The sequence below is a fragment of the Clostridium homopropionicum DSM 5847 genome (assembly GCF_001263795.1).
Taxonomy (GTDB): Bacteria; Bacillota; Clostridia; order Clostridiales; family Clostridiaceae; genus Clostridium_H; species Clostridium_H homopropionicum.
Window position 1 is genome coordinate 1 of record NZ_LHUR01000036.1, and the last position, 24,707, is coordinate 24,707.

A 24,707-nucleotide genomic window follows, 5' to 3' on the forward strand; every position below is an offset into this window, starting at 1 on the left:
ATAAAAAGACTGGCTCATCACCAATCTTTTTGTAAACCAGGATGCAACCACCTGGGCATATGTAATTAATCTAACTTTATAGCTTAATTTAAATTCGGAAGGGTTGCATTTCGATTTTCAATTAAGGATAAAATTTATGAAAATACATAAGAATTCCTAAATTACCTATACTATTTGTGAGAAATATAAGAATTTTACGACGTAAAATTCTTAGTGACCAGTAACCAATTCCCAGTAACCAGTTTTATTAATCCTACTGGCAACTGGTCACTGGTTACTGGTTACTGGTTACTGGTTACTGGTTACTGGTTACTAAAGAAAAATGCGTCGCATTTTTCATCTATTGTAAATAAAAAAGGTGGTGATTAAAGTGGGAAACAAGAAGCCTAAAGATAGTAAGGCTATGGATAAAAGGACATCAAAACCACAAATTATCCATGAGGATGAAATGAAAAAACATAAATCTAAAGGTGTAATAAGAGATACTAATGGAACAGTATAAAATATAATTATGAGGAGATAAATATGGCAAATAATAAGTTAAACAAAACCCACAATGATAAAAAAGAAGATGGTAAATTTAAAAAAGTTAATATAAAGCATGGTCAAGCTGAAAGTACAAGGGCAGTATTTAACTCTCGTAGTCCTAAGAATATGGAAGATTTAGATTAAATTAAAGACTGTAAATTAAAAAAATCCTTGCTACAATTATCAATTATAGCAAGGATTTTTTTAAAGCTTCTCAAAGGCAGTATTAATTTCAATTGGAATATCATCTACTAAAATATTAATGCAAATAACTTTATCTGTATTCATTTTAGCCTCAAAATCATTCCCAAATATTAATGTAGGTGTTGATATGTTAATATTAACTCCGCTTTCTGAAAAATTTGTGCTAGCATTTGCTGTAAGCATATTGGAAAGCTCTGATATGGCACTTTGAGCCATATCATCTAATTCAGTTACTGGAAAACCCATCATCATTGTAGAAGCAATTTTCTTAGCACCTTCTATGTCTAAGCAGTAAACTACATTTCCTTTAATATCTCCTACTATACCAATATTCAACATTACTCCTTGGCTTTTTAAGTTTTTCCCCTTTAAACTAACGTTTTGCTTTTTTATTTCTTGAAATCCAAGTTGAGGCATTACGTTTAAGAAAGCATCAACAAATGGATTTATTAGTTTTACATCCATTCTCCTTCACCCCTCTTAAAGCCCACATTTAAGTATACTTGTCCAAAAATAGTTTCTGAAACTACTTCTTTTGATTCCACTATAGTTCTCGATATATTTAAAGAATTACCATGAAAAATACTTGGAGGAGCTACCCTAAATCCAAAGACTTTATTTTTTCTGTTTAAAATAGAGCAGGCATTTCCTGATACTATATTAGAAAACTCTCCCATTACAGCTAATGCTTCTTCTCTACTTTTAATATCTCTTTTTAACACATGCTTCGCTATATTTTCTACTGTTTCATATGAAGCATCTAAAATCATGCTTCCAGAAAATTTACCGATTATTCCTACAACTATCGATACTCCTCTTGAATGATGATTTTCCTTTGTAACCTTTTCTTCTAGACACTTTGGAACAGTTTTGGTCAATCTATTCATATTATCTAAAAATGCTTCTTTAAATACATTAAAATATATTTCTTTTAATTCATTAAATAATTCTTCTCCAGATATTATTCTTTCAATGGCTGTAGTAAGTTCTTCTGGGTCTACTGGTTTTTGTATGTAGCCTGATACTTTGTTTTCTCTGGCTTTTTTAACTATTTCTTCATCCATCATAGAGCTAATAACTAAAACTTTAATATTGGGATCAATAGAGTGAATGGCTCTAGTACACTCTAAACCATCTGTTCCTGGAATAGTCATGTCCATAGTTACCATATCTGGCTTTGTATCTTTAACAACCTTAATGGTTTCTTCTAAGGACCCTGCTTCTCCAACCACATCGTATCCCTTCTCCAATAATATATCCTTAATGATGCTAATAGAAAATGGTGAATCATCAACAATTGCAATTTTAATTTTTCTCATAACAACCCATCCTCTGCATATTAATATTTTTTTATGTAACAATAATTATATTATACCTTAGTTATCCAACTTTATCATTAGTATCCTTAAAAAATTTCAAATTTTAACATTTTTTTAGTATAAGAAGTATAAAAGGTGCCAGTCACCGGAGAAAGGAGAATTTCTTAAATTCTCCTTTCTCCGGTGACTGGCACTTATTTTACCTATTTTACTAAAATTACTTAGATCTTAAGTCATAAGGATCTATTCTTTTCAATGCCTTAAGCTCTTCCTCAGAAGGCATTGGAGTATACTTAACTTCATCATAAACTACCTTAAATTCAGTATTTTCAATAACTTCTTCTAAAGATGAGGTTGGGTGAATGCTATCAAGCTTTAAGCTTCCATTCTTAAATTCGAAAACACATAGGGGAGTAACTATCTTCCACAGATTTCCTCTTGTAGTTACAAAATCAACTTTTTCTACAAAGGTTCTTTTATCGTGCTTAGTTCTCCATATTATTGCTTTTTTTGCTGTTGGTATAAGAACTGCACTTCCAGCACCTCCAGGAAGTCTTACCTTTGGTTTATTGTAATCTCCAATCACCGAAGCATTAACGTTTCCACTTACATCAAACTGAACTCCACTTAAAAATGCTACATCTAATTTTCCTCTCATAGATAAATCAAAAACTTCACTTAAAGGCAAAACAGCCTCTGAACCTTTAAAAAGCTCTTGACCTGCTGAAGAATACTCAGCATCTTTAATGGACTTTGGATTCACTCCTCCAGGTATGTTTAGATGCACAATATTAGGTCCATGAGTAGCTTTAGCTAAAGCAATAGCAACCATAGGCATATGAGAAGATACTCCGTGAAATACATTTTCTCCATCCTTAAGAAGTCGTGATAAAGCACAGGTCATTATGTCGCTTACTCTTGCATTATTATCTATTGATGTCTTCATTACCTTGCCCTCCTTCCAAGAACTTTTCTATCCTTTGCTTCGTAGGACTTTATGTAGCTTTCAATTTCTTCTATTTTCTTCATTGAAGTAAAGCTCTTTAAAACTTTTTTATCAATATCATATTTATTATAGCAAGAACAAGGGGCAGATCCACTAGGCACATGTACAATAGCTTCAACTAATATGTGTGGTATATCTACCATATCAGGATTCATTCTCATTTTACTTTCTGGAACTATTTGTTCAGTTGTTACTATAAGCTTTTTTGAAGCTCTGCTTATAAGTACATCATCAAATTTGGGTCCATATATTCTGCAATTCCCTTTTTCATCACACTCTTGCACATGAATAACTCCAATATCCGGTACAATTGCTTCTACAATACCGACAGTTTCTCCGCTAAAAGGATCCCTTACCATTTTAAAATAGTCATTTGCTTCAATTAAATCTCCATACATTAATCCCTTTACTGGCATGAAGGGTACTCCATAAGCAGCTGCTCTAAGGGCACTTATTACAGTGTAGCAAGCATGCTCATTAGCTTTTACCACTCCTTTTTCAATAGCTTTTCTATAATTATTTGCAAGACCGTATTCTGTTTCATAACTTATGAAGCCAGCATCAACACTTTCTGCACATCCAGCAGCACAAAGCAAATCCACTTCATGTGCTCCGGCAGTTTTTATAAGCTTAAGCTTCCTTTTCTTTTGCCTTGCAAGTTCTCTTGTAAAAGCCATAGGAGCTCTGTGAAGCACATTGCCTCCAAAGGCAACTTTATCTCCATCTGATACTAAACTTACTGCTTCCTCTATAGTTATAATTTTATTTAACATCAAATATCACCACCATTATTTTGCTGCATTACATGCTATATGAACTGCATCCCATACCCCTGCAAAAGGAGGTGCATAGCATAAATCAGTCATACCTAAATCCATTGTTGTCATGTTATTATGAATAGCAATAGCAAACATATCTATTCTCATAACCGCTCCCTTATTACCTATTGCCTGAGCTCCTAATATTCTATTTGTTTTATCTTCATAAATAAGCTTTATCCATATTGGAGTAGGATTAGGGTAATAAGCTGGATGATCCTGAGCCATTACAAATACTGATTTATAATCTAAAGCTAAATTTTTAGCCTCATTTTCTGAAAGACCAGTTCTAGCTAGTTCATAATCTAAAATTTTAATTGCAGCACTCCCTAAGGTTCCCACATATTTTTTGTGTTTTCCAATTATATTTTCTCCAGCTAACCTTCCGCATTTATTAGCGGTTGTACCTAAAGGAATAAAAGAATTTTCTTCTTTCACCTTATGATAAACCTCTGCACAATCTCCAGCTGAATATATATCTTCTATATTTGTTCTCATTTCTCTATCAATTATTATTGCTCCATTCTTAGCTAGCTCAATTCCTGAACCCTTAAGAAAAGCTGTTGCAGGCCTTACACCTATAGCTAAAACTACTAAATCTGCTTCGTAAAAACCTTTGTTTGTCCTTACAGCTTCTATATAACCTGTTCCTACTAATTCTTCTACCTTTTCATTTAAGTACAGATCTACTCCCTTTTCTAACAAGTGCTTTGTTGCAATTTCAGTTATTTCTATATCAAAGGGCTGTAATATTCTAGGTGCAAATTCCACCACCTTAACATTTTTGCCAATATGATTTAAGGTTTCAGCAACCTCTATACCTATGTATCCTCCACCTACAATCACTACATTTCTAACCTGAGGTGAACTTACAGCTTTATTTAATATTAATCCATCTTCTAAGGTTTTAAGTACATAAACTCCCTTTAAGTCTTTTCCTTTTATAGGAGGTATCACAGGTAAAGTACCGGTAGAGATCATGAGCTTATCGTAGGTATCTATGAATAACCTCTCGTTCTCTAAATCCTTAATCATAACTTGCTTTTTATCTGGTACTATTTTAACAACTTCATGTCTTAAGTTTATTTTCATTCCTGTTTTTTCAAATTCTTCTTTTGTTCTTGCAATCATTTTAGTGTAATCATTATTTATGCCAGCTGCATAATAAGGAAGTCCACAAGCACCATAGGATAAAAAAGAACCCTTTTCATATACTACTATCTCTGAATCCTTATCTATTCTTTTTATTTTTGAAGCAGCTGACATACCAGCAGCTACACCACCTATTACTATGACTTTCACCAGTGCACCTCCTATAGCTTTAACATCTTTTCCTCTGCAGTTTTTAATGCTTCTTTTATGGTAACTTTCCCTTCAAAAGCTTTCCATAAAGCTTCATATAAGGCTCCGAATTTCTCTCCTGCATTGTTAATTTGAGGAAGAGGCTTTGCATATTTTTCGATTAACTCTAAATGCATTCTATACCATTTATATTTATCCATATCTGTAATATATGTTGATTTTCTAACTGGTGACCCTGCATAAGCACCAATTACTCTATCTACACTTTTAGAGCTTATATATCTTAAAAATTCGTTTGCTTCTTCTTTTTTATCTGATAACTTATTTATTCCAAAGCTCCAGGTTACATTCCAAGAGGTTTTTAATGCTAAAAATCCCACATCTTCCTTATGTAAACAATCATCATCTAAAACTACTCCTATTTGCCCACCCCAAGTTACAGCAAAAACACATTCATTGTTTTGAAAGGCATTTTTAACTTCATCATTGCCATAACTACTTGTATTTTCAGGTGCAAAGGCTTTAAGTCTCATATATTTTTTTAATGCTTTTTCTCCCATTTCATTATTGAAGGCAGGTTTATGTGTAATTGTATCTACTGCGTCAACTCCTTCATTTCTCAAATAAGGTAAAAAATCTAAAAATATTTCACTCTGGTGAGCCTTCAATACAATTCCCTTCATACCATTATATCCATTACAGGAAGAAGCCATATAAATGAGTTCATCCGTTGATATTGCCTTTTTCTCGCATTTTCCTAAAACATTTTCTACTACTGATTTTCTGTACAATACTACATGCCCATCACAGAAGGATGGATAAAGATATGGTATATTATCTATCTTCACTTCTTCTCTAATAACTGGAAGAATGTCCTCATACTCATAATCCTCATTAAAGCTAGAATCTATTGGAGCTAGATATCCTTTATTTACAAAATCTTTAAGCCACAAATGACCTGCTACCATGACTACATCATAATCTCTTTTACCTTCAAAGGCTGCCATCATTTCTGGATAATATTCTGTAAAGGGTACAATTTTAAATTCAACTGAAAAATCACTTTTAAAGTTTGACAGTATCCCATACTTTTCATCTGTATAAGCGTATACTGCTGGATCTCCTACTGCTAAAACTTTAAGATTTTTACACATAATCATCTCTCCTAACAAAAGCTATTTTTTAAATGCTAGGTTCCCTGTCAAGTATACCAACAACTAGTGCATCTATAGGAGCATCCTTTTCAAGAGCGTATTTGGTTGTATCTCCTGTAGTTATAAGTACTAGTTCTCCAGTCCCCGCTCCTATAATATCTGCTGCTACAAAACATGTTTTATCATCTCCATAATAAGGCTCAATTACAAGGAGCTTTAATCCCTGAAGACTATCATATTTTCTTGAGGATACAACTGTATTTACAACTCTTCCAACTATCATATTAAAAACCTCCAAATTACTTAAGTATTTCTAGCATATCTCCGTTGCTTATATCAAAAGCATTTGCCTCATCTACATCTATATGCATATCTAAAGCATAATCTTCCCTTACTCTTATTACCACATTCATAAAGACTCCTCCACGATGTCCTTCAGCCTTCACATTTACCTTTTGCCCATCTATAACGCCAAAAACTTTGGCATCATGAGAAGTCATATGAATGTGTCTTTCTGCAACCAGGCAGCCTTTATCTATGTTTATCGTTCCTTTTGGACCTATTATTGTAATTCCAGGAGTACCCTCTAGATTTCCGCTTTCACTTATTACTGGTTTAATTCCTAAGGCTCTTGAATCCGTAATACTTATCTCTACCTGAGTTTCTTTTCTTAAGGGACCCAGTACTCTAACATTTTCTATTTTCCCTTTACTTCCAACAAGAGTAACCTTCTCTTCAGCTGCAAATTGACCAGGTTGAGAAATATCCTTTACTTTAGTTAATTTATGATCAGCTCCGAATAAAGCTTCTAAATGCTCTTTGCTTAAGTGAATATGCCTTGCAGATATACTAACAGGAACTTTATTAACTTGGATTTCTCCAGATTTTAATTCTTTTAAGACTAAATCCGTAATTAAACTTACTAAATCATCATTTTCTAGCATATTCATTTACAATCACCTTACTATTTTAATATTGGAAGAATTTTTTCTAAATCTCCATTTGGTCTAGCAATAACATGTGAAGCTACAAGTTCTCCAACTCTTCCAGCTGCTTCTTCTCCCACTTCAACAGCTGCTTTAACTGCTCCAACATCACCTTTTACTATAATAGTAACAAGACCTGAACCTATCTTTTCCATTCCTACGATTTCAACACTTGCTGCTTTAAGCATTGCATCTGCCGCCTCTATTGCTGCTGTTAATCCTCTTGTTTCTATAATTCCTAATGATCCGTTCATTTTATTATCCTCCTTTTAATTTTCATTAATAATTAATCTTTATTTGCTATTTTAAAATAGGTAATATTTTTTCAATATCTGAGTGTGGTCTAGGTATTACATGAGAAGCTACTAACTCTCCAACTCTTCCAGCTGCTTCTACACCAACTTCAACTGCTGCTTTAACTGCTCCAACTTCACCTTTAACTATTACAGTTACAAGACCTGAACCTATTTTTTCTGTTCCAACTATTTCAACATTTGCTGCCTTTAGCATTGCATCTGCTGCCTCTATTGCTGCTGTAAGTCCCTTTGTTTCGATTATTCCTATTGAATTCATTTATTATTCCTCCCTTGAGAATTATTCTATTTACTTAATTTTCATTAACATTTCTTCTTGTTCTATTCTTTTTTGGCTTTTCTTCAGCTTGAACTACTTCTTCTTTAATTACTTCTTGTTGAGCTACTTCTTTTTCATTTTCTAATTTCTCATTTTCCTCATGGTTTCCTATTATAAATTTCATAATTTCCTCATGAGGCTTTGATATCACTATTGCTCCCTTTAAAAGTTGTTCTCTACCTTGGCAGGAAAGCTTTGCAGCTTCAACTGCAGTCTTTACATCTCCAATAGAGCCTCCAACTATAATGGTTACAAGTCTTCCACCAAGCTTTTTTTCACTGGATAAAAAGGTTACCCCTGAGGCCTTACACATATTATCAAGTAATTCTAAAGCTGTGGTAAAATGTTTGGCTTCAACTATTCCTATGGCATCATAATTATTCATCTATAACATCTCCATTTTGCTCACATATTGCTTATGCTAGCGAATTACTTTAAAGCACTTCATGTTTTAAATCTAATAAGGGTTTTGCAATGGAATGTATTCCTATTAATTCTCCTGAACTCCTTGCAGCTTCTGCCCCAACCTCAAGGGCAACCTTTACTGATTCTATATCTCCTTCAATGATTGTAGATACTAGCCCTGAACCTATAGTTTCTATTTTTACTATATCTACGTAAGCCATTTTTAGCATCATATCTGCCGCTATTAAAGCTGCTGTATATCCCAATGTTTCTATAATACCTATAGACTTATTCATAATTCCACCTCAAAGTTTTTTAGTTTACTTTTTATTAACCTTTCCAATCTGAAGAAGCTTTTCAAGTTCTTCATCGTATAATGCTATAGAGGAGGTAACAATATCTTCCCTTGGAATATACTCTAAGGCTGCTTCCTTAGCTATTTCTAGGGCTATCTTAACATCACTTACACTTCCAACAAACTTTACCTGAACCACTAAAGGTATGTTTGCCTTGTCTCCTGCTTTCGGGTTATTGCAGTCAATAGATTTTATTTCAATCTCTGCAGACTTACATGCCTTGTCCATCACTGCTAAAGCTACACTATATCCTTGAACCTCTAACAAACCTAAAGCTTTTTTATTCATAATCTTCACCTGTACCTAAATTATTCTAAAACCGCCTTCAGCAAGTACACATCTACGTTTTCTTGTAAAGTTCTTTGCAGAAGTTAGTCCTTCACCTGTAGGTCCTGCTATAGACATGGTAGTATACCCTTCTCCATTAGCTCCAACTCCAGCTAAAGATGCAGCATTCTTAACAAAAATAGTTGTTCCTATTGCTCTTGCAAACTTAGTAAGATTATCTACATTCTTTGAATGCATCATTGCAGTATGCCTATTTCCGTGCTCAGCTTCAACTGCCATTTCTATTGCTTCATCTATATTGTTAACTCTTACAATAGGCATTATTGGCATCATTTGCTCTAATTGCACAAAAGGATTATTGAAATCTGTTTCAAAAATTAATAATTCAATTGGCTTTTCTGTTTTTACACCTATTTTCTCTAAAAAAAGCTTAGCATCCTTTCCTACCCAATCTTTTGAAACATGGTATTCTCTCTTATTATCTAATGAGCATCCTCTAGCGGCCATGGCAACGTTTTCCTCAAGGGCAAACTGCTTAATCATCTCGATTTCCTTTTTAGACAGCATGTATGCACCATTGTTTAGCATATGGAAAATTAGTTCTTCAGCCACTTCCTTAACTACAAAAACCTCTTTTTCTGCAATACAAAGAATATTATTGTCAAAGGAAGCTCCCTTAATTATTTCCTTTGCTGCATTCTCAAGATCAGCTGTTTCATCAACTATTACAGGAGGGTTCCCTGCTCCCGCTCCAATTGCTTTTTTACCTGATTGAAGCAAGGTTTTAACAAGTCCTGGTCCACCTGTTCCCATTAGCATTCTTATTTTAGGGTGATTTGCTAAATCATTTAAAGAATCCATTGTAGGATCTTTAACCATATTAATTAAATTTGCTGGACCACCAACCTTTATAATTACGTCATTTAACAGTTCTACTATGTATGCACAGGATTTTTTTGAAGAAGGATGTACATTGAAAACAACAGAATTTCCTGCAGCAAGCATTCCAATAGAATTGTTTATTATGGTCTCAATTGAATTTGTTACTGGTGTAACTGCTCCTATAACACCGAAAGGACCCTGTTCAACTAATGTAAGTCCCGCATCTCCTGAAAAAGCTTCTGGTTTTAAATCTTCAGTTCCTGGTGTTTTAGCTACTACTAAGTTTAGTTTTTCTATTTTATGTTCATATCTACCAAGTCCTGTTTCCTCATAAACCATTCTTCCTAAAGTTTCTTTGTCTTCTATTACAACATTTCTTATAGCTGAAATAATTCTTTCTCTATCTTCTAAATTGAAATTCTTAATGTAATTTTTTTGTGCTCTGTCTGCATATTCAATAGCTTCATTTATATCTTCAAATACCCCATTATTTCTTGAAGGTAAATTGCTGTATAAATTTGAAGTTGAATATACAGCATCTTTGACAGCGTTTACTTTTATCTCACTTAAAGTTTCTACTATATTTTTATTACTGAACTTTTCTTCATTAGTATTCTTGGGAATTTCCACTTGAGAAATGTTTTGAATTACTTCTTCTACAATTCGTTTTAAATCCATTTCTGTTATGTCCATTTTCAAGAAGTACACCCCCTATTTGTTCAAATTTTTCATGACTTGTTCTGTTACTTTCTGTACAATTGCTTTAATGAATTCTTCTTTGCTTTCTTCTGTTTCTTCTTTCTTTTCTTCAACTCTACAAGGAGGAATTCCGCCAGTTGTTATACCCATTCTTTTTCTGATTTCAAGCAATTTTCCAACTTGGTTGCAGCTGAGTTCATTTGACTTATTGATTATTTCACCTGTATACATAAGTATAGTAGCGTAATGTTCAAGAGACTCCATTCTATGATATGCTTCTATAGGGTCACTTCCCCAAGTTAAAGCCCCATGATTAGCTAAAAGAACTGCGTTATAATCCTTACAATAAGGTGCTATTGAATCAGGTACTTCTTGAGTTCCCGGGGTTGCATAAGATGCCACCGGTACATTTCCAAGTAGAATTACAGCCTCTGGAAGTACTGCCTTATCTAGTTGAATTCCAGCTATAGCAAAAGAAGTGGCTATTGGTGGATGAGCATGTACAACTGCATTAACTTCTGGATTTTCATTATAAACTCTAAGGTGCATCTTTACTTCTGACGAAGGTTTTAGCTTTCCAGAAATCACATTTCCCTTTAAATCCATTTTCACAAGCATATCTGGAGTCATATAACCTTTACTTACACCTGTTGGAGTACACCAAATTGTATTAGGTCCTGTTTTAACAGTGATATTTCCGTCATTGGCAGCCACATAGTTTCTTGCATACATTCTTTTTCCTATTTCACATATTATCTTTTTTGCTTCAAAATCTGAGTAATATTTATTTTTTATCATTATTACCCCCCTCTCGTTAATATTTTAAGTTGCCTTTTATTTTATTCTCTAAATTTTAAAATTCTATTCTTTAATTTAGAGAATTAGTTTATATCTTATATATTTATATTATTATTTTCCTACTTTTAATTGTATTTGTCAATATTTTTTTGGTTTTACTTTTGTTTTATTGGTTTTAAACAAAAATAAAACCAATAAAAAAAATATTTTATCTGTATTTACTGCTAACATTCAAAAATGATATAATTAAATACAGAATAAATTAAAGATGTAAAGGTGATAAATTATGATACCAATGGCTAGAAGAAACAGAATAAAAGAAATTATTAACGAAAAAAAAAGCGTTACAGTATCTGAACTTGCAAAAACTTTTAAGGTTACAGAAGAAACTATAAGAAAAGATCTACAGCTGTTAGAGGAAGAAGGTATCTTAACCCGTACTTATGGAGGTGCTTACATTTCTTACGGCGTGGAAAATGATGTTGATATAAACTTAAGAGAACATATCTATGTAGAAGGAAAAGAAAAAATAGCTAAAACCTGTTTAAAATATATAAATAGCGGTGATTCAATATTTTTAGACGGATCAACCACCTCCCTTCACATAGCTTCAAATTTAAATGATAAAAGAATTACAGTAACAACTAATTCAATTAAAATCATGGATATTTTATCAAAAAATCCAAATGTAAAATTAATCGTTATAGGCGGAAGAATTGAACATCCTTCTTTATCCGCCTTAGGTAGAAATGCAGAATCTAACATTCGCAATTATTTCTTTGATACTGCTTTTATATCTTGCAGAGCTTTAAGCATGATTAATGGAATCACAGATTCCAACGAGCAGCAAGCTGAGATAAGAAAAATAGCAATGGAGCATTCAAATCATACATATCTAGTTGCAGATTACACTAAATTTGATAGAACTGCTTTTACTAAAATATGCAATTTTGATAAAATCAATTCTCTTGTTGTAGATAAATCAATTTCTCCTGAATGGCATAACTTTTTAGAAAGTTACAATATTAATTTAATTGAATGTGAATAAAATAATTAAGCTGCAAACATCTAAAGTGTATGCAGCTTAATTATTTAAATTTATTTGAATATTTTAGGAAGATTTTTATCATATGGAGGGTAGATAATGCCCTTTTCTGTTACTATTGCAGTAATTAAGTTGTGGTCAGTAACATCAAAACAAGGGTTATAGGTTTTTACCCCTTCTGGAGCCATAGGCTTTTCATACCACTTTGCAGTAATTTCTTCATCCGGTCTAAGTTCTATGTGTATATCATCCCCAGTAGCACATTTTAAGTCTATTGTAGACAACGGCGCACAAACATAGAAAGGTATTCCATAGTGCTTAGCTAAAATCGCTACTCCAGAAGTTCCTATTTTATTGGCAGTATCCCCATTAGCTGCGACTCTGTCGCATCCAACTAATACTGTTTGAATTTTTCCTTCCTTCATAACTATGGAAGCCATGTTATCGCAAATTAAAGTAACATCTATTCCAGCTTCATTCAACTCCCAAGCAGTAAGTCTAGCTCCTTGAAGTAAAGGTCTTGTTTCATCTGCATATACTTTAAAGTTGTAACCTCTCTCAACGCCTAAATAAATCGGTGCTAAGGCAGTTCCATATTTAGCTGTAGCTATGGTTCCAGCATTACAATGGGTTAATATTCCCATTCCATTTTTTAAAAGTGTTAAAGCATTACCGCCAATAGTTGCACAAATTTTTTCATCTTCTTTTCTAATAGCTTCTGCTTCATCTCTAAGAGCATCTTTAACTTTTTGAGCACTTTTGCCTTTTTCATCTAAAAATCTCTTTTCCATTCTATCAAGTGCCCAAAAAAGATTTACTGCTGTTGGTCTTGAGGATGCTAAGTATTCTTTAACCTTTTTAAAATCTTCATATAATTCTTCATAGCTTTCTGCAGTTGATTCCTTTGTTCCTAGGTAAGCTCCATATCCCGCTGCAATACCAATAGCAGGTGCTCCTCTTACTCTTAGAGAGTATATTGCTTCCCAAATTTGATTTTGACTAGTTAATCTTAACAACTTTTTTTCATTAGGAAGTAAGGTTTGATCCAATATAATAAGTGTACTGTTTTCATCATCTAATATTACAGATTGTATTACTTTTTCTTCTGACATGTTTTCCACCTCTATTTTTTAAAAGCTTCTATTAACTCTAAGTAATTCTTTCCTTCTAGCATATTTTCTCTATTCATTATAAGTTCTTTTGCTACATTTAAACAGAATTTTTCAGCTTCAGCTCTCTTAGTTTCATCTTGGATGCTTGTTATATCCTTTACGTGTGCTAGACCAATAATTCTTCTTGCAAGTTCAAGTCCAGTAACTGCAGCTGTATCTCTTAAAACCCCATTTAAGTAGTATTCTTTAAAGCCTTCATATTTTGCAACTCTTTCAGTTGCTTTTTCTTCCCACACTTTATTAAATTTTTCTTTGAACATATCTATTACATTTGCAATGGTTTCTTCAAGCCAAGATATATATTCCTTCTTTTCTTTTTCTTCTGTAATTGTAGCGTTTCCATTTGCTAATGCAAATATGCAATGAGCAACAACATTTCCTATATCATACCCAGCAGGACCATAGAAAGCAAATTCAGGATCTATAACCTTTGTAGAATTTTCTGCAACAAAAATTGAACCGCTGTGTAAATCTCCATGAATTAAACATTGAGCATTTGTCATAAATTCAAACTTTAATTTTGCAGTTTCTAGAATAAACTTTTTATCATCCCATAATAGTTCTTTTGCAAAAGCTTTTGTAGCTTCAAATATATCATTTCTTTCACAATCATAGAATGGTTCAGTATAAACTAAATCCTCTGATATCTCACAAAGCTCAGGATTTATAAAGGTTTTTACTAGTTCCTTCTTTTCTTTGTGTTCCATAACTACATCAGTTGTTAAAAGAAGTGTGTTTACTAAGAAAGTTGTAATGTGATCAGCAAGTAAAGGAAATTCTTTATGTTCTAAAAGTGCTGTTCTAAGTATTGTGTGATCAGATAAATCCTCCATTGAGCAGCAGTTCATAATTGAATCATATTTATATACCTCTGGAACTAACCCTGGTGCTAAAGTTCCTTGAATCTTTAAAATTTCACTTTCAATTCTATTTCTATCTGGTGATAATTTAAATTCATCTGAAATTCTAGCTACTGGTCCAGCTTGCTTTATTATAACAGATTTTCCACTTTTCTCGTCGAAAACTTTAAATACATAGTTTAAGTTTCCATCTCCAATTTCTTTGCAATTTAATTCTGCACTTTCATCGAAGAATTTTAGAACTGTTTTTGCATATTCTATAGCATGTTCTTCCTTCATAGAAAAATATTCTTTAGTAAAATCTGTATTTGACATAAAATAACCTCCTTTAAGCTAACGTTTTTTATAATAAGTTAATGCAAGTGCAAAGGCAAGTACTGTACCCTTAACTATATCCATTGCATAGTAAGGAACAGAAAGCATTACAAGTCCATTTTGAAGTATTCCTATTAATATAGCTCCAACTAAAGTACCGATGGCATTAGCTTTACCAGCCCCTCCTACAGAGAATCCTATATAAGCTGCAGCAACAGCATCCATTAGGTAAGGTGCTCCTGCATTAATTTCTGCTGTCATTACACGAGAACCAAGAACTATTCCACCAATACAAGCAAATAATGCTGATAGTAAATATGCAAGCACTCTATATCTGTCAACCGGTATACCTGATAACCTAGCAGCTTCCATGTTTCCACCGATAATATACATATATCTTCCGTGCTTTGTATAAGTTAGAAAAACATGAACAATAATAACAACAATTATCATGATGATGATGATTAATGGAACTTTACCTATTTGCGCAAAACTTTTACTAATAACTCCTTGAGCTGTTTCTCCATTTGCCATAACCATATTTTGAGATATAACCGCACCCCTTGTATAAGTTAAAGCAATACCTTGGAATACAAACATAGTTGCAAGAGTCATTAACATGTCCTGAATTTTTATTTTAACTATCATGAAGGCATTAATTGCCCCTGCAACTAAAGCTATAACTAATGCTACAGCAATAGCTACAAAAGTATTTTGCTGATACCAAACGAACATTGATATTACCACAGCAACTGAGACAGATGCAACAGAACCAACCGAAAGGTCAAAGCCACCTACAGATAATGAAATTGTTATTCCTATAGCAATAATAGTAACAATTGAGATAGACCTCAAAATATTTATAATATTTGTATGAGTCAAGAATCTGTCTGAGGAAGCACTAAAAAATACAAGTAGTATTATTATTGTTAACACCGTGCCATATTTATATAAAAAATCAAATAAACTAAAATTGGTTTTCTTTTTAATTTCCTCCTGTTTTGACATGCTTATTTACCTCCTGTGGAATAATAAAGTATTTCTTCTTCACTGGTTTTTGATGTTTCAAGTTCTTTCGAAATTTTACCATCGTACATAACATAAACTCTATCAGTAACTCCTAATATTTCTGAAAGTTCACAGGAAGCGTAAATTACTGCCTTTCCTGCCTCAGCTAAATTGTTTATAAGTTGAAAAATATCTTTTTTTGCACCTACATCTACTCCTTTTGTAGGTTCATCAAAAATATACACTTCTGAATCGGTTACTAGCCATTTACCTATAGCAACCTTTTGCTGATTTCCTCCCGAAAGATTTTGGACCTTAGTTTCATGACTAGGAGTCTTTATGCCTAGACTTTCTATCATCTTTTTAGCTTGATTTTTCTCACCCATAAAGTCTAAAAATGATCCTGCTTTACAAAATCTCTTTAGATTAGAAACAGTTATATTTATAGCAACGGATTCACTGACTAATATCCCTTCTTTTCTTCTTTCTTCTGGAACAAGAGCAATAGCTTGTCTCACCGCATCATAAGGGTCTTTTACATTAAGAATTTTATCCTTTAATATTCTTTCTCCAGTAACATTTTGAGTTACTCCGAAGATAGCTTTACATAATTCAGTTTTACCTGCACCAACCAATCCTGTAATTCCTACAATTTCTCCTGCATTAACATGAAAATTCACTTCAGATACTAAATTTCCATCACTTAAATTTTTTACTTCAAACAACTTATCTCCAATCTTACTATCTCTTGGAGGAAATTGTTCATCCATCTTTCTTCCTAGCATATACTCAACAACTTCGTTTTGATTTGTTTCTTTTATGTCTTTTTTTATTACGTACTGTCCATTCCTCATTACTGTAATCTCATGGCATACTTGAAATAGCTCTGGCAGCCTATGAGAAATAAATATTACTCCTACATTTTTATCTTCTAATTCTTTTACTATTCTGAAAAGTTCCTCAGTTTCAGCATTACTTAAAGGAGCAGTAGGTTCATCTAATATTAAAAATTTACACTCCTTTGAAATAGCTCTAGCTATAAGAACCATTTGCTTTTCTGCTAAGGTAAGTTCACTAACAAGCTTTCTTGAAGAAATTTTTACTTTCATACCATCTAGTATTTCTTGTGCCTTCTTATACATAGAACCCCAATTAATAAAGGTCCTTTTATCTTCTGATTCCACCATATCATTAAGCATTATGTTTTCTGCAACTGTAAGGTAGTGAATAAGAGCTGTGTCAACTTCCTGATACACAATTTGCACTCCATATTGCTTAGATTCCTTCGGAGATCTTATATTCGCTTTTTGTCCATTAAAATATATGTCCCCAGTATAATGGTTGTAAGCTCCTGATAAAACCTTCATTAATGTTGATTTACCAGCACCATTTGCACCAATTAGAGCATGAGACTTTCCAGTTTCCGTAGTAAAACAAACATCATCTAGTGCTTTTACTCCAGGGAACTCTATGGATATATTTTTCATTTCTAATACTGTTTTTTCCCTAAAATCCATCACAATCACCTTACCTTGGGATAATTTACAGAGAACACATTTTATTGTGTTCTCTGTATTGTAATATTGCTATTATGATTTATTTTTTAAATAATCCTTTTAATTCAGTCATCCAAGCTTCTTGGAATGCATCTGATTTTCCCCAACCTGGAACTATTTCAGAAAGGCTTTCCATATTTACAGCTTTTCCAGCTTTCTTTAATTGTTCTTGGGTAATTAAGCTAGCTTCCAATTTATAAGTTGCTGGTGTTTCTTCTCCAGCTATCTTTTTAGCTAATATTCTTAAATCAACTGCACCAATAAGTTTAGGATCTACAGCAGCTGTAGCAACCCATGGACTATTTTCTTCTTGCATTATTTGAAGGTCAGCATTAGAAACGTCTATACCAACAATCTTAATGTCATCTCTGTTTGCTTCTTTAACTGCACGAGCAGCTCCAATAGCGAAAGCATCCCATGTTGCAAATACTGCATTTAATTTACCTTTTGGATATTTAGTTAACATTGCTGATACTGCATTTTGAGTTTGAACAGAAGTATCTGCAGCAGCTACTCCGAAACGATCCACTTCTTTTATTCCTGTATTATCTTTTAGGAATTGTTGATAAACTTTGTTTCTAGATACCATTGGAGGGAATCCATCAACCCAAAGATATGCTAAATTTCCTTGTCCAGCTGTAACCTTCTTTAATTCATCTAAAGCTAATTTTGCTAATAATTCATCATCTTGAGAAGTCATTGTAACTCCTTGAACATTTGCTATTCCAGCATTTGAGTCGAAAGTTACTACCTTAATTCCTTTTTCAGTTAGCTTTTTAACATCGTTAACTGTAGCTTCATCATCACCATGAGAAATTATTACTCCATCATAGCCTTTTTCAATAGCTTGACTTATAGCATCATGGAACTTTGCTGTATCTCCATTAGCACTGAAGGTATCTACAGTAAAGCCCATAGCTGTGCCTTCTTGTTTTGCACCTGCTAAGAATTGAGCTGTATGGTCGTCTCCTCCGATCTTACGGATAACCATAATCTTTACTCCATCTTTGTCAGTCGCAATTTTTTCTGGGATGTTCTTAGAGTATTCTACTTTTTTATTTTCTGAACTTGTTTTTGACCCAGAATTAGAAGAGCAACCAGTTAACCCAATTACTAGAGACATAGTAACTGCTAAAGTGAGAGTTAAAAATCTTTTTTTCATAATTGTTCCCCCTTATTTATTATTTTTTTGTATTTTATGTAATTGTTACACATTTATTGGTATTTGTTTGTATTTTTATAACTATATGTGAATTAATAACGTTTACATACAGAATAACAATAAAACAAATTTGAAATAGAATTAAAACAAAAAACATATCAATAAAAATCAATTTTTATATACTCATAATATCATATAACCATATTTATTTCAATATTAATTTGGTTTTTAACTTGATTTATTTTGTTTTATTTTTGTTTTGGTTTGTTTTCAATATTGTTCAACTTAAAATAAATATAAAACCCGGAATTAAATGTATGCAAAGCTATTTTTATACATTTAATTCCGGGTTCATTTTACGTTAATTCTTTATGAAATTTTTCATCTAACCATTCTATAGCCCCTGGAATACCATACCACACTTGAAATGCATCATATACGTAAGCAATAGCCTCATTTTCATCTCCGAATCCTACATATTCAGGTAAAACCTCAGGCATATCTTTAAATTGCAATAAATATAAAGGAACAAATTTGTTTTTCTCTATTGCTTCTTCCAAAGCTTTTGAAGCTTTTTGGAAATCACCTTTTCTAAATAAAAATAAAGCTTTGCTATATGCCATACTAGAAAGAAAATCATCTTTATAGTCATTTAATAGTGTTTCAGCCTGTTTACATCTGTTCCTAAGAATTAACCAATTTATCAAAATACCTCTTACCCCTTGGTCATCATTAGGATTAAGCTGAATCATTTCTTGACAATGTTTTATAGCTTCCTCAGTTTCTCCCATTTCCCAAAGCATATTAGCCAGTTGAAATTTAGCCCTCATATAAGGCCTGGTTTTAGGAATTTCCCAAAACTTGCCTTTACATTTTTTTAAATCTCCTCTGCCAATAATATCTTCTCCAGCTTTAAGTGCCTTTTCATACAATTCTTTTTTATCTTCATCACATAGGTCAGACTCCTGAGCAATTAAAATATATGCATCTGCACAATACTTAGATAAACCTATAGCTTTTCTAGCAAGTTCTATTCTCTTTTTTGGATTTATGGTCTGCCATGCCTCAAACATTAAGGCTTGAGCCATTTTATACTTTTCTTTCCTATCAATTGTTTCATTTTCTATTTTATTTGCTCTTTTAAATGGAATTACATTTCCATAGATGCTATAATCTATTTCCTGTTCTTCTTCTTCCTCTTCCTCTTGATCCGGAATATATGGTATTAACCCTTTACTAAAGGCTATTTGTTGCATCTCTCTAGTGGCATGGCGAATATCTATAGGTGTGCCATTTAAGTTAACTATCCAAGCCAAAGGATTTTCATTCATTTTACTTGGTATTGTCCATTCAGTGTCTAATACTGTCATTTTCATCATATCCCTAATCTCCTTAGACTTTGATGATCCAGTATTATTACACACTCCAAACCTCTCATAAAGTTCTCCTGCCTTCATATGCGGTGTTTGAGTTGAATCAAATAAAAAATTTACCATACCTATTGCGTGAATAATTCCACATGCCCATATATTACTTTTACCCTTTAAAAGAGGAGAAGGTCTTTTCCTGCTTAAAGCAGCAGTAAGCTTTGAACTCATTTCAATATATTCTTCATTTAAATATCTCTCTGAAAAATCCACAATCAATTTCATTATTTCTTCATACTTTTGATTCATAGTCTTCGGAACTTTATGCTGGTTCATTTTTCGACTCCCCATTAATACTTTGTAATAAATCCCCATTTATTTCTCGATTATTTATTATCTTTATTATACACTTTATTTTTATTTATATAAAGGTGCCAGGCACCGGATAAAGGAGAATGTATTCTCATTTATCCGGTGCCTGGCACCTTTTTTATACTGCATCTTCATTTTCTATATTTTTTATAGATAAATACGCAGCAAACAATCCTAAAATTTCTAAAATTATTGGTACTATTAATATTGTTCCAAAGGAAAATCTATCAAAATAGGAACCTATAAAGTTACAATTAATATAAATAACATTTTTTATTATATAATTAACAATTATCAGCACAGAAATATATAAGCTTTTCAGTATCCTCCCACCCAATACATGGGTCTGTAATAGATTTACCGAATATATTTTCGCTGGCATCTTGTTTGCCATCTAAAAGATAGCTTTCAATCATTAAGCCCTTTATTATTTTCTTTAAATCACTGTTATATTTTCTGCTCATTAAGACTTCTCTCGAAATTCTTGGTTGCTCATAATGCTTCTTAAGTGAATTAGCATGATTGCAATCTATAATTAACGTAGGATTTTCTAAATTCAGATTATTGTATTCAGCCATTACATTTACTAAATCTTCATAATGATAATTAGGGATATTCCTTCCATAGGAATCAACTGCACCTCTAAGTATTCCATGAGCCAGAGGATTACCACTGGTTTCAACTTCATAGCCATTGTATATAAATGAATGGCTTAGCTGTGCTGCTTTTATAGAGTTAAACATTACTGATATGTCTCCACTAGTAGGATTTTTCATGCCAACTGGTACATCTAGTCCACTTACTGTTAACCTGTGTTGTTGATTTTCTACTGAACGCGCCCCCACAGCAACGTATGCAAGCAAATCAGACAAGTAGATGTAGTTCTCCGGATATAGCATTTCATCTGCAGCTGGCATATTATAATCAGTTACAGCTTTTCTATGTAATCTTCGGATAGTTTTTATTCCCTCTACTACATCTGCTTTTTTATTTGGGTCTGGCTGCAGCATCATACCCTTATAACCCTCTCCAGTTGTTCTTGGCTTATTTGTATATATTCTAGGAATAAGTATTAGCTTATCTTTTACAATCTCTTGCATTCTAGCAAGCCTTTCTAAGTATTCACAAACTGGTTCCTCACTATCAGCAGAACAAGGTCCTATAATCAATATAAATTTATCACTTTTCCCTGTAAAAACATCACTAATTTCTTTATCTCTTCTTTTTTTTCTTTCCGCTGCTTCACTGTCTAAAGGTATAGATTCTAAAATTTCCTCAGGACTTGGAATTTTCTTTATATATTCAATACTCAAATTAATCCCTCCACTATAATTATAATATTATTTTGTTTTTAAACTTTACTCGAAACCTCTTTTCTCCGGTGCCTGGCACCTTCTAATTATACTAAATTAACAGGCTCCCCTTTTAAAAAGGCAATAAGATTATTAACTGCAATATTCATTAGTCTTTGTCTTGCTTCTTTAGATGCCCAAGCTATATGAGGCGTTATGAAGGCATTTTTGCATTTAAGCAAAGGATTGTCTTCTTTAATTGGCTCAGTTGACACGACATCTATCCCTGCTGCATATACTTTACCGCTAATTATGGCTTCAGCTAAATCTTCTTCGTTAATTAATGGGCCTCTTGAAGTATTTATTATTATAACCCCATCCTTCATCTTAGCAATGGTATTTTTATTTATAATTCCCTTTGTGTTTTCAAATAATGGACAATGAAGACTTATAATATCTGATTTTTGTAATAGCTCGTCTAAACTAGTGTATTTCATTGTTTCACTTTCAAATTCCTTATTTTCATGGTTAGCATAAGCAAGAACCTTCATGCCAAAAACCTCAGCTATTCTTCCAGTTGCTCTTCCTATTCTGCCATAGCCTATTATTCCAATGGTTTTACCTACAAGCTCAATTTGTGGGTAGTTCCAAAAACAAAAGTCCAAATTATTTGTCCATTGTCCTTCTTTTATAGCTGTATTATGTTCAGAAACATGATGACAAATATTTAGAATATGTGCAAAAACCATTTGAGCTACTGTATCTGTACCGTAGGTTGGTATATTTGTAACAGATATACCCTTTTCCTTTGCTGCACTTATGTCTACAACATTATAGCCAGTAGCAAGCACCCCAATATATTTTATATTAGTTTTCTTTAATATCTCTTTAGTTATCTGAACTTTATTAGTAAAGATAATTTCTGCATCTCCTATTCTCTCAATGACCTTATCTTTCTCTGTTCTATCATAAACCTTTAACTCTCCAAGTTTTTCAAGGTCTTCCCAAGATATATCTCCTGGGTTTAAAGTGTACCCATCTAGCACTACAATTTTCATTTATTCACGCCCCTTATACTTTTCTATTTTTTATATTTTATCATTTTTATTCTCTTTTACCAAACATAATAATTTGGAAATTAGATATATATAAGAAATTATATGCACTTTCTTTTTGCTTTTCATTTCTATGTCTATCCAACTGAAGCATATGGCAGAATAAATAAAGTAGGTTCACATTATAGCGACTCCCATTACCGCTACTAGTGAACCTACTTACAATACTCTATTTTATACAAATAAACATTCCCTACAAAAATACCCTATAAAATATTCTTATTCCCCAATAAAGTGAGCTTTTCTCTTTTCAACAAAAGCAAACATTCCTTCTTTTTGGTCTTTTGTTGAGAAACACATTCCACAGAAATTTGATTCCATACTTAAAGCTGTATCCATGTCAACTTGCATTCCTCTGTTAATTACCTCTTTGCCGTATGCTACAGCTATCATACTATTTTTAATTATTCTAGAAGCTAAAGTTTTTGCCTCATCCATTAAATTTTCAGGTTCAACAACTTTATTTAGAAGCCCTAAGCTTAAAGCTTCTTCAGCACCAATAATATCACCTGTATAAATTAATTCCTTAGCCTTTGTAACTCCAATTATCCTAGGCAATCTTTGTGTTCCGCCGTGCCCTGGTATAATTCCAAGACCTACTTCTGGTTGACCAAATTTAGCCTTAGTCGAAGCAATTCTTAGATCACATGCCATAGATAGCTCGCAGCCACCCCCAAAGGCAAATCCATTTATAGCTGCAATTACTGGCTTATTTAGTAACTCAATTTTTCTAAAAACCCTATTGCCGTGTGCAGAAAATGTAGCTCCTTCTCCAGCTGTCATCTTGCTCATTAACACAATATCAGCACCTGCAACAAAGGCTTTTCCTTCTCCAGTAAGTATTACAACCTTTACACTAGAATCATTTTTGATGTCATCAAAAATCCACTCTAATTCACAAAGTACCTCTTCATTAAGTGCATTCAAACTTTTAGGCCTATTAATTTTTATAACACAGATTCCCTCATTTTTTTCTACTATCAAATTATTATATTCCATATTAACGTACCCCCTAAATTAAATATGGCGTACCCTTAATTATTTAGCACTTTTATATTTCTTTATTTCTTCTGTTAAAGCAGGTACTATTTCAAATAAATCTCCAACTAAACCATAATCAGCAATATCAAATATTGGAGCATCTTCATCTTTATTTATTGCAATTATAGTATCTGAAGATGACATTCCAGCTAAATGTTGAATTGCACCAGAAATACCACAAGCAATGTATATTTTAGGTCCAACTGTTTTACCTGTTTGACCTACTTGATGTGCATGTGGAATCCAACCAGCGTCAACTGCAGCTCTTGATGCTCCTACTGCTGCCCCAAGTGCATTAGCAAGTTCTTTTATAATTGCAAAGTTTTCAGGTTTTCCTAGTCCACGTCCTCCTGATACTATTATTTCTGCTTCTTCAAGGTTAACAGCATTATCTCCTACTGTTTTAACAACCTCAAGAATTGTTGTTCTTATATCAGCTGCTGGAGTAGATATATTTTCTCTTATTATTTCAGCTTTTCTATTTAAATCTAGCTGAATTTTCTTAAATACGCCTGGTCTTACTGTACCGATTTGTGGTCTAGTATTAGGACATAATATTGTAGCCATAAGATTTCCACCAAATGCCGGTCTGGTCCATGCTATATTTCCTGATTCTTCATCTATACCAAGGGCTGTACAGTCTGCTGTTAAACCAGTTTTAAGCCTGCAGGATACTCTAGGTCCAACATCTCTACCATTATTTGTTGCACCTATCAAAATAACTGAAGGCTTATATTTTAATGAAAGCTTAGTTAAAGCATTGGCATATGCATCTGTAGTATAATCCTTATATTCTGGTCCTTCAACCAAAAGCACCTCATCTGCACCATAGGCAATTGCTTTCTTAGCTACTTCCTCAACATTTTGGCCAATTACAACAGCTACTAATTTTTCTTTATTAGCATCTGCTAACATTCTTCCTGGATTGAGAAGCTCAAGTCCTACACTTTTCGCTGCTCCATTTTCTGTTTCAATATAAACCCAAAGGTTTTTATATTCTTCAAATGTATTCATTTTCTACTCC

The 24,707-nt window shown here is 32.9% G+C and carries 28 protein-coding genes; 3 read left to right on the forward strand and 25 right to left on the reverse strand.

What is annotated here, in order from left to right; all coding sequences use genetic code 11:
• Positions 1-370 precede the first annotated feature (370 nt).
• Both CLHOM_RS18845 and CLHOM_RS18565 read left to right on the forward strand, forming a co-directional pair.
• Positions 371-502, forward strand: a complete 132-nt coding sequence (locus CLHOM_RS18845; protein ID WP_278321744.1) for a hypothetical protein — start codon at positions 371-373, stop codon at positions 500-502.
• 23 nt (positions 503-525) lie between these two features.
• Positions 526-672, forward strand: coding sequence for a CPC_1213 family protein (locus CLHOM_RS18565; protein WP_175478665.1), 147 nt, complete (start codon positions 526-528; stop codon positions 670-672).
• A gap of 60 nt (positions 673-732) precedes the next feature.
• Here the strand turns inward: CLHOM_RS18565 and CLHOM_RS14170 are convergent, their stop codons facing one another.
• From CLHOM_RS14170 to CLHOM_RS14240, 15 genes are all read right to left on the reverse strand, one after another.
• Complete coding sequence (locus CLHOM_RS14170; protein ID WP_052222340.1) at positions 733-1,197, reverse strand: chemotaxis protein CheX; 465 nt, start codon at positions 1,195-1,197, stop codon at positions 733-735.
• Entirely contained in the window at positions 1,188-2,051 is an 864-nt protein-coding gene (locus tag CLHOM_RS14175) for a response regulator (protein WP_052222341.1), read from the reverse strand. Before CLHOM_RS14175 ends, CLHOM_RS14170 begins: the two co-directional genes overlap by 10 nt.
• 217 nt (positions 2,052-2,268) lie before the next feature.
• On the reverse strand, positions 2,269-2,997 hold the full coding sequence (locus CLHOM_RS14180; protein WP_052222342.1) for a CoA-transferase subunit beta: 729 nt from the start codon (positions 2,995-2,997) through the stop codon (positions 2,269-2,271).
• Entirely contained in the window at positions 2,997-3,830 is an 834-nt protein-coding gene (locus CLHOM_RS14185) for a CoA transferase subunit A (RefSeq protein ID WP_052222343.1), read from the reverse strand. The genes CLHOM_RS14180 and CLHOM_RS14185 overlap by 1 nt, the downstream gene beginning before the upstream one ends.
• 15 nt (positions 3,831-3,845) lie before the next feature.
• Positions 3,846-5,177 carry a CoA-disulfide reductase gene (locus CLHOM_RS14190; protein ID WP_052222344.1) on the reverse strand — a complete coding sequence of 444 codons (1,332 nt, stop codon included), beginning with the start codon at positions 5,175-5,177 and terminating at the stop codon, positions 3,846-3,848.
• A gap of 11 nt (positions 5,178-5,188) precedes the next feature.
• Entirely contained in the window at positions 5,189-6,331 is a 1,143-nt protein-coding gene (locus CLHOM_RS14195) for an extracellular solute-binding protein (protein WP_200903916.1), read from the reverse strand.
• Between the two features lie 28 nt (positions 6,332-6,359).
• On the reverse strand, positions 6,360-6,614 hold the full coding sequence (locus tag CLHOM_RS14200) for a EutN/CcmL family microcompartment protein (RefSeq protein ID WP_052222346.1): 255 nt from the start codon (positions 6,612-6,614) through the stop codon (positions 6,360-6,362).
• A gap of 16 nt (positions 6,615-6,630) precedes the next feature.
• Positions 6,631-7,275 (reverse strand): phosphate propanoyltransferase, encoded by a 645-nt coding sequence (gene pduL / locus CLHOM_RS14205; protein WP_082204450.1) that lies wholly within the window; start codon positions 7,273-7,275, stop codon positions 6,631-6,633.
• Between the two features lie 20 nt (positions 7,276-7,295).
• The gene (locus CLHOM_RS14210) at positions 7,296-7,571 is read right to left on the reverse strand and encodes a BMC domain-containing protein (protein ID WP_052222347.1); all 276 of its coding nucleotides are present in this window, start codon (positions 7,569-7,571) and stop codon (positions 7,296-7,298) included.
• A 46-nt stretch (positions 7,572-7,617) separates the two neighbouring features.
• Positions 7,618-7,890, reverse strand: a complete 273-nt coding sequence (locus tag CLHOM_RS14215; RefSeq protein WP_052222348.1) for a BMC domain-containing protein — start codon at positions 7,888-7,890, stop codon at positions 7,618-7,620.
• A 34-nt stretch (positions 7,891-7,924) separates the two neighbouring features.
• Complete coding sequence (locus CLHOM_RS14220) at positions 7,925-8,335, reverse strand: BMC domain-containing protein (protein WP_052222349.1); 411 nt, start codon at positions 8,333-8,335, stop codon at positions 7,925-7,927.
• A gap of 49 nt (positions 8,336-8,384) precedes the next feature.
• Positions 8,385-8,651, reverse strand: a complete 267-nt coding sequence (locus CLHOM_RS14225) for a BMC domain-containing protein (protein WP_052222350.1) — start codon at positions 8,649-8,651, stop codon at positions 8,385-8,387.
• A 24-nt stretch (positions 8,652-8,675) separates the two neighbouring features.
• Positions 8,676-8,999, reverse strand: a complete 324-nt coding sequence (locus CLHOM_RS14230) for a BMC domain-containing protein (protein ID WP_052222351.1) — start codon at positions 8,997-8,999, stop codon at positions 8,676-8,678.
• A 15-nt stretch (positions 9,000-9,014) separates the two neighbouring features.
• The gene (locus CLHOM_RS14235) at positions 9,015-10,574 is read right to left on the reverse strand and encodes an aldehyde dehydrogenase family protein (protein WP_052222510.1); all 1,560 of its coding nucleotides are present in this window, start codon (positions 10,572-10,574) and stop codon (positions 9,015-9,017) included.
• Positions 10,575-10,592: 18 nt separating this feature from the next.
• Positions 10,593-11,378 carry a class II aldolase/adducin family protein gene (locus tag CLHOM_RS14240; protein WP_200903917.1) on the reverse strand — a complete coding sequence of 262 codons (786 nt, stop codon included), beginning with the start codon at positions 11,376-11,378 and terminating at the stop codon, positions 10,593-10,595.
• Between the two features lie 286 nt (positions 11,379-11,664).
• On the opposite strand from CLHOM_RS14240, the gene CLHOM_RS14245 reads away from it, so the two are divergent.
• Positions 11,665-12,426: a DeoR/GlpR family DNA-binding transcription regulator gene (locus CLHOM_RS14245; protein ID WP_052222353.1), complete on the forward strand. Its 762-nt coding sequence runs from the start codon at positions 11,665-11,667 to the stop codon at positions 12,424-12,426.
• A 50-nt stretch (positions 12,427-12,476) separates the two neighbouring features.
• Here the strand turns inward: CLHOM_RS14245 and mtnA are convergent, their stop codons facing one another.
• The 10 genes from mtnA to CLHOM_RS14300 all read right to left on the reverse strand — a co-directional run bounded on the left by mtnA (position 12,477) and on the right by CLHOM_RS14300 (position 24,697).
• The gene (mtnA, locus tag CLHOM_RS14250) at positions 12,477-13,535 is read right to left on the reverse strand and encodes an S-methyl-5-thioribose-1-phosphate isomerase (RefSeq protein ID WP_052222354.1); all 1,059 of its coding nucleotides are present in this window, start codon (positions 13,533-13,535) and stop codon (positions 12,477-12,479) included.
• Positions 13,536-13,546: 11 nt separating this feature from the next.
• Positions 13,547-14,770: an S-methyl-5-thioribose kinase gene (gene mtnK, locus CLHOM_RS14255; protein ID WP_052222355.1), complete on the reverse strand. Its 1,224-nt coding sequence runs from the start codon at positions 14,768-14,770 to the stop codon at positions 13,547-13,549.
• 18 nt (positions 14,771-14,788) lie between these two features.
• Positions 14,789-15,778, reverse strand: coding sequence for an ABC transporter permease (locus tag CLHOM_RS14260; protein ID WP_052222356.1), 990 nt, complete (start codon positions 15,776-15,778; stop codon positions 14,789-14,791).
• A gap of 2 nt (positions 15,779-15,780) precedes the next feature.
• On the reverse strand, positions 15,781-17,295 hold the full coding sequence (locus CLHOM_RS14265) for a sugar ABC transporter ATP-binding protein (RefSeq protein ID WP_052222357.1): 1,515 nt from the start codon (positions 17,293-17,295) through the stop codon (positions 15,781-15,783).
• A gap of 79 nt (positions 17,296-17,374) precedes the next feature.
• The gene (locus CLHOM_RS14270) at positions 17,375-18,496 is read right to left on the reverse strand and encodes a sugar ABC transporter substrate-binding protein (RefSeq protein WP_052222358.1); all 1,122 of its coding nucleotides are present in this window, start codon (positions 18,494-18,496) and stop codon (positions 17,375-17,377) included.
• A gap of 356 nt (positions 18,497-18,852) precedes the next feature.
• A complete protein-coding gene (locus tag CLHOM_RS18010; protein ID WP_074782888.1) occupies positions 18,853-20,199 on the reverse strand; it encodes a DUF6398 domain-containing protein in 1,347 nt (448 codons plus the stop codon).
• Between the two features lie 320 nt (positions 20,200-20,519).
• Complete coding sequence (locus CLHOM_RS14285; RefSeq protein ID WP_052222360.1) at positions 20,520-21,548, reverse strand: 3-deoxy-7-phosphoheptulonate synthase; 1,029 nt, start codon at positions 21,546-21,548, stop codon at positions 20,520-20,522.
• Positions 21,549-21,634: 86 nt separating this feature from the next.
• Positions 21,635-22,585 carry a D-2-hydroxyacid dehydrogenase gene (locus CLHOM_RS14290; protein WP_052222361.1) on the reverse strand — a complete coding sequence of 317 codons (951 nt, stop codon included), beginning with the start codon at positions 22,583-22,585 and terminating at the stop codon, positions 21,635-21,637.
• Positions 22,586-22,861: 276 nt separating this feature from the next.
• Complete coding sequence (locus CLHOM_RS14295; RefSeq protein WP_052222362.1) at positions 22,862-23,641, reverse strand: short-chain-enoyl-CoA hydratase; 780 nt, start codon at positions 23,639-23,641, stop codon at positions 22,862-22,864.
• Positions 23,642-23,680: 39 nt separating this feature from the next.
• On the reverse strand, positions 23,681-24,697 hold the full coding sequence (locus CLHOM_RS14300; protein ID WP_052222363.1) for an electron transfer flavoprotein subunit alpha/FixB family protein: 1,017 nt from the start codon (positions 24,695-24,697) through the stop codon (positions 23,681-23,683).
• Positions 24,698-24,707 lie beyond the last annotated feature (10 nt).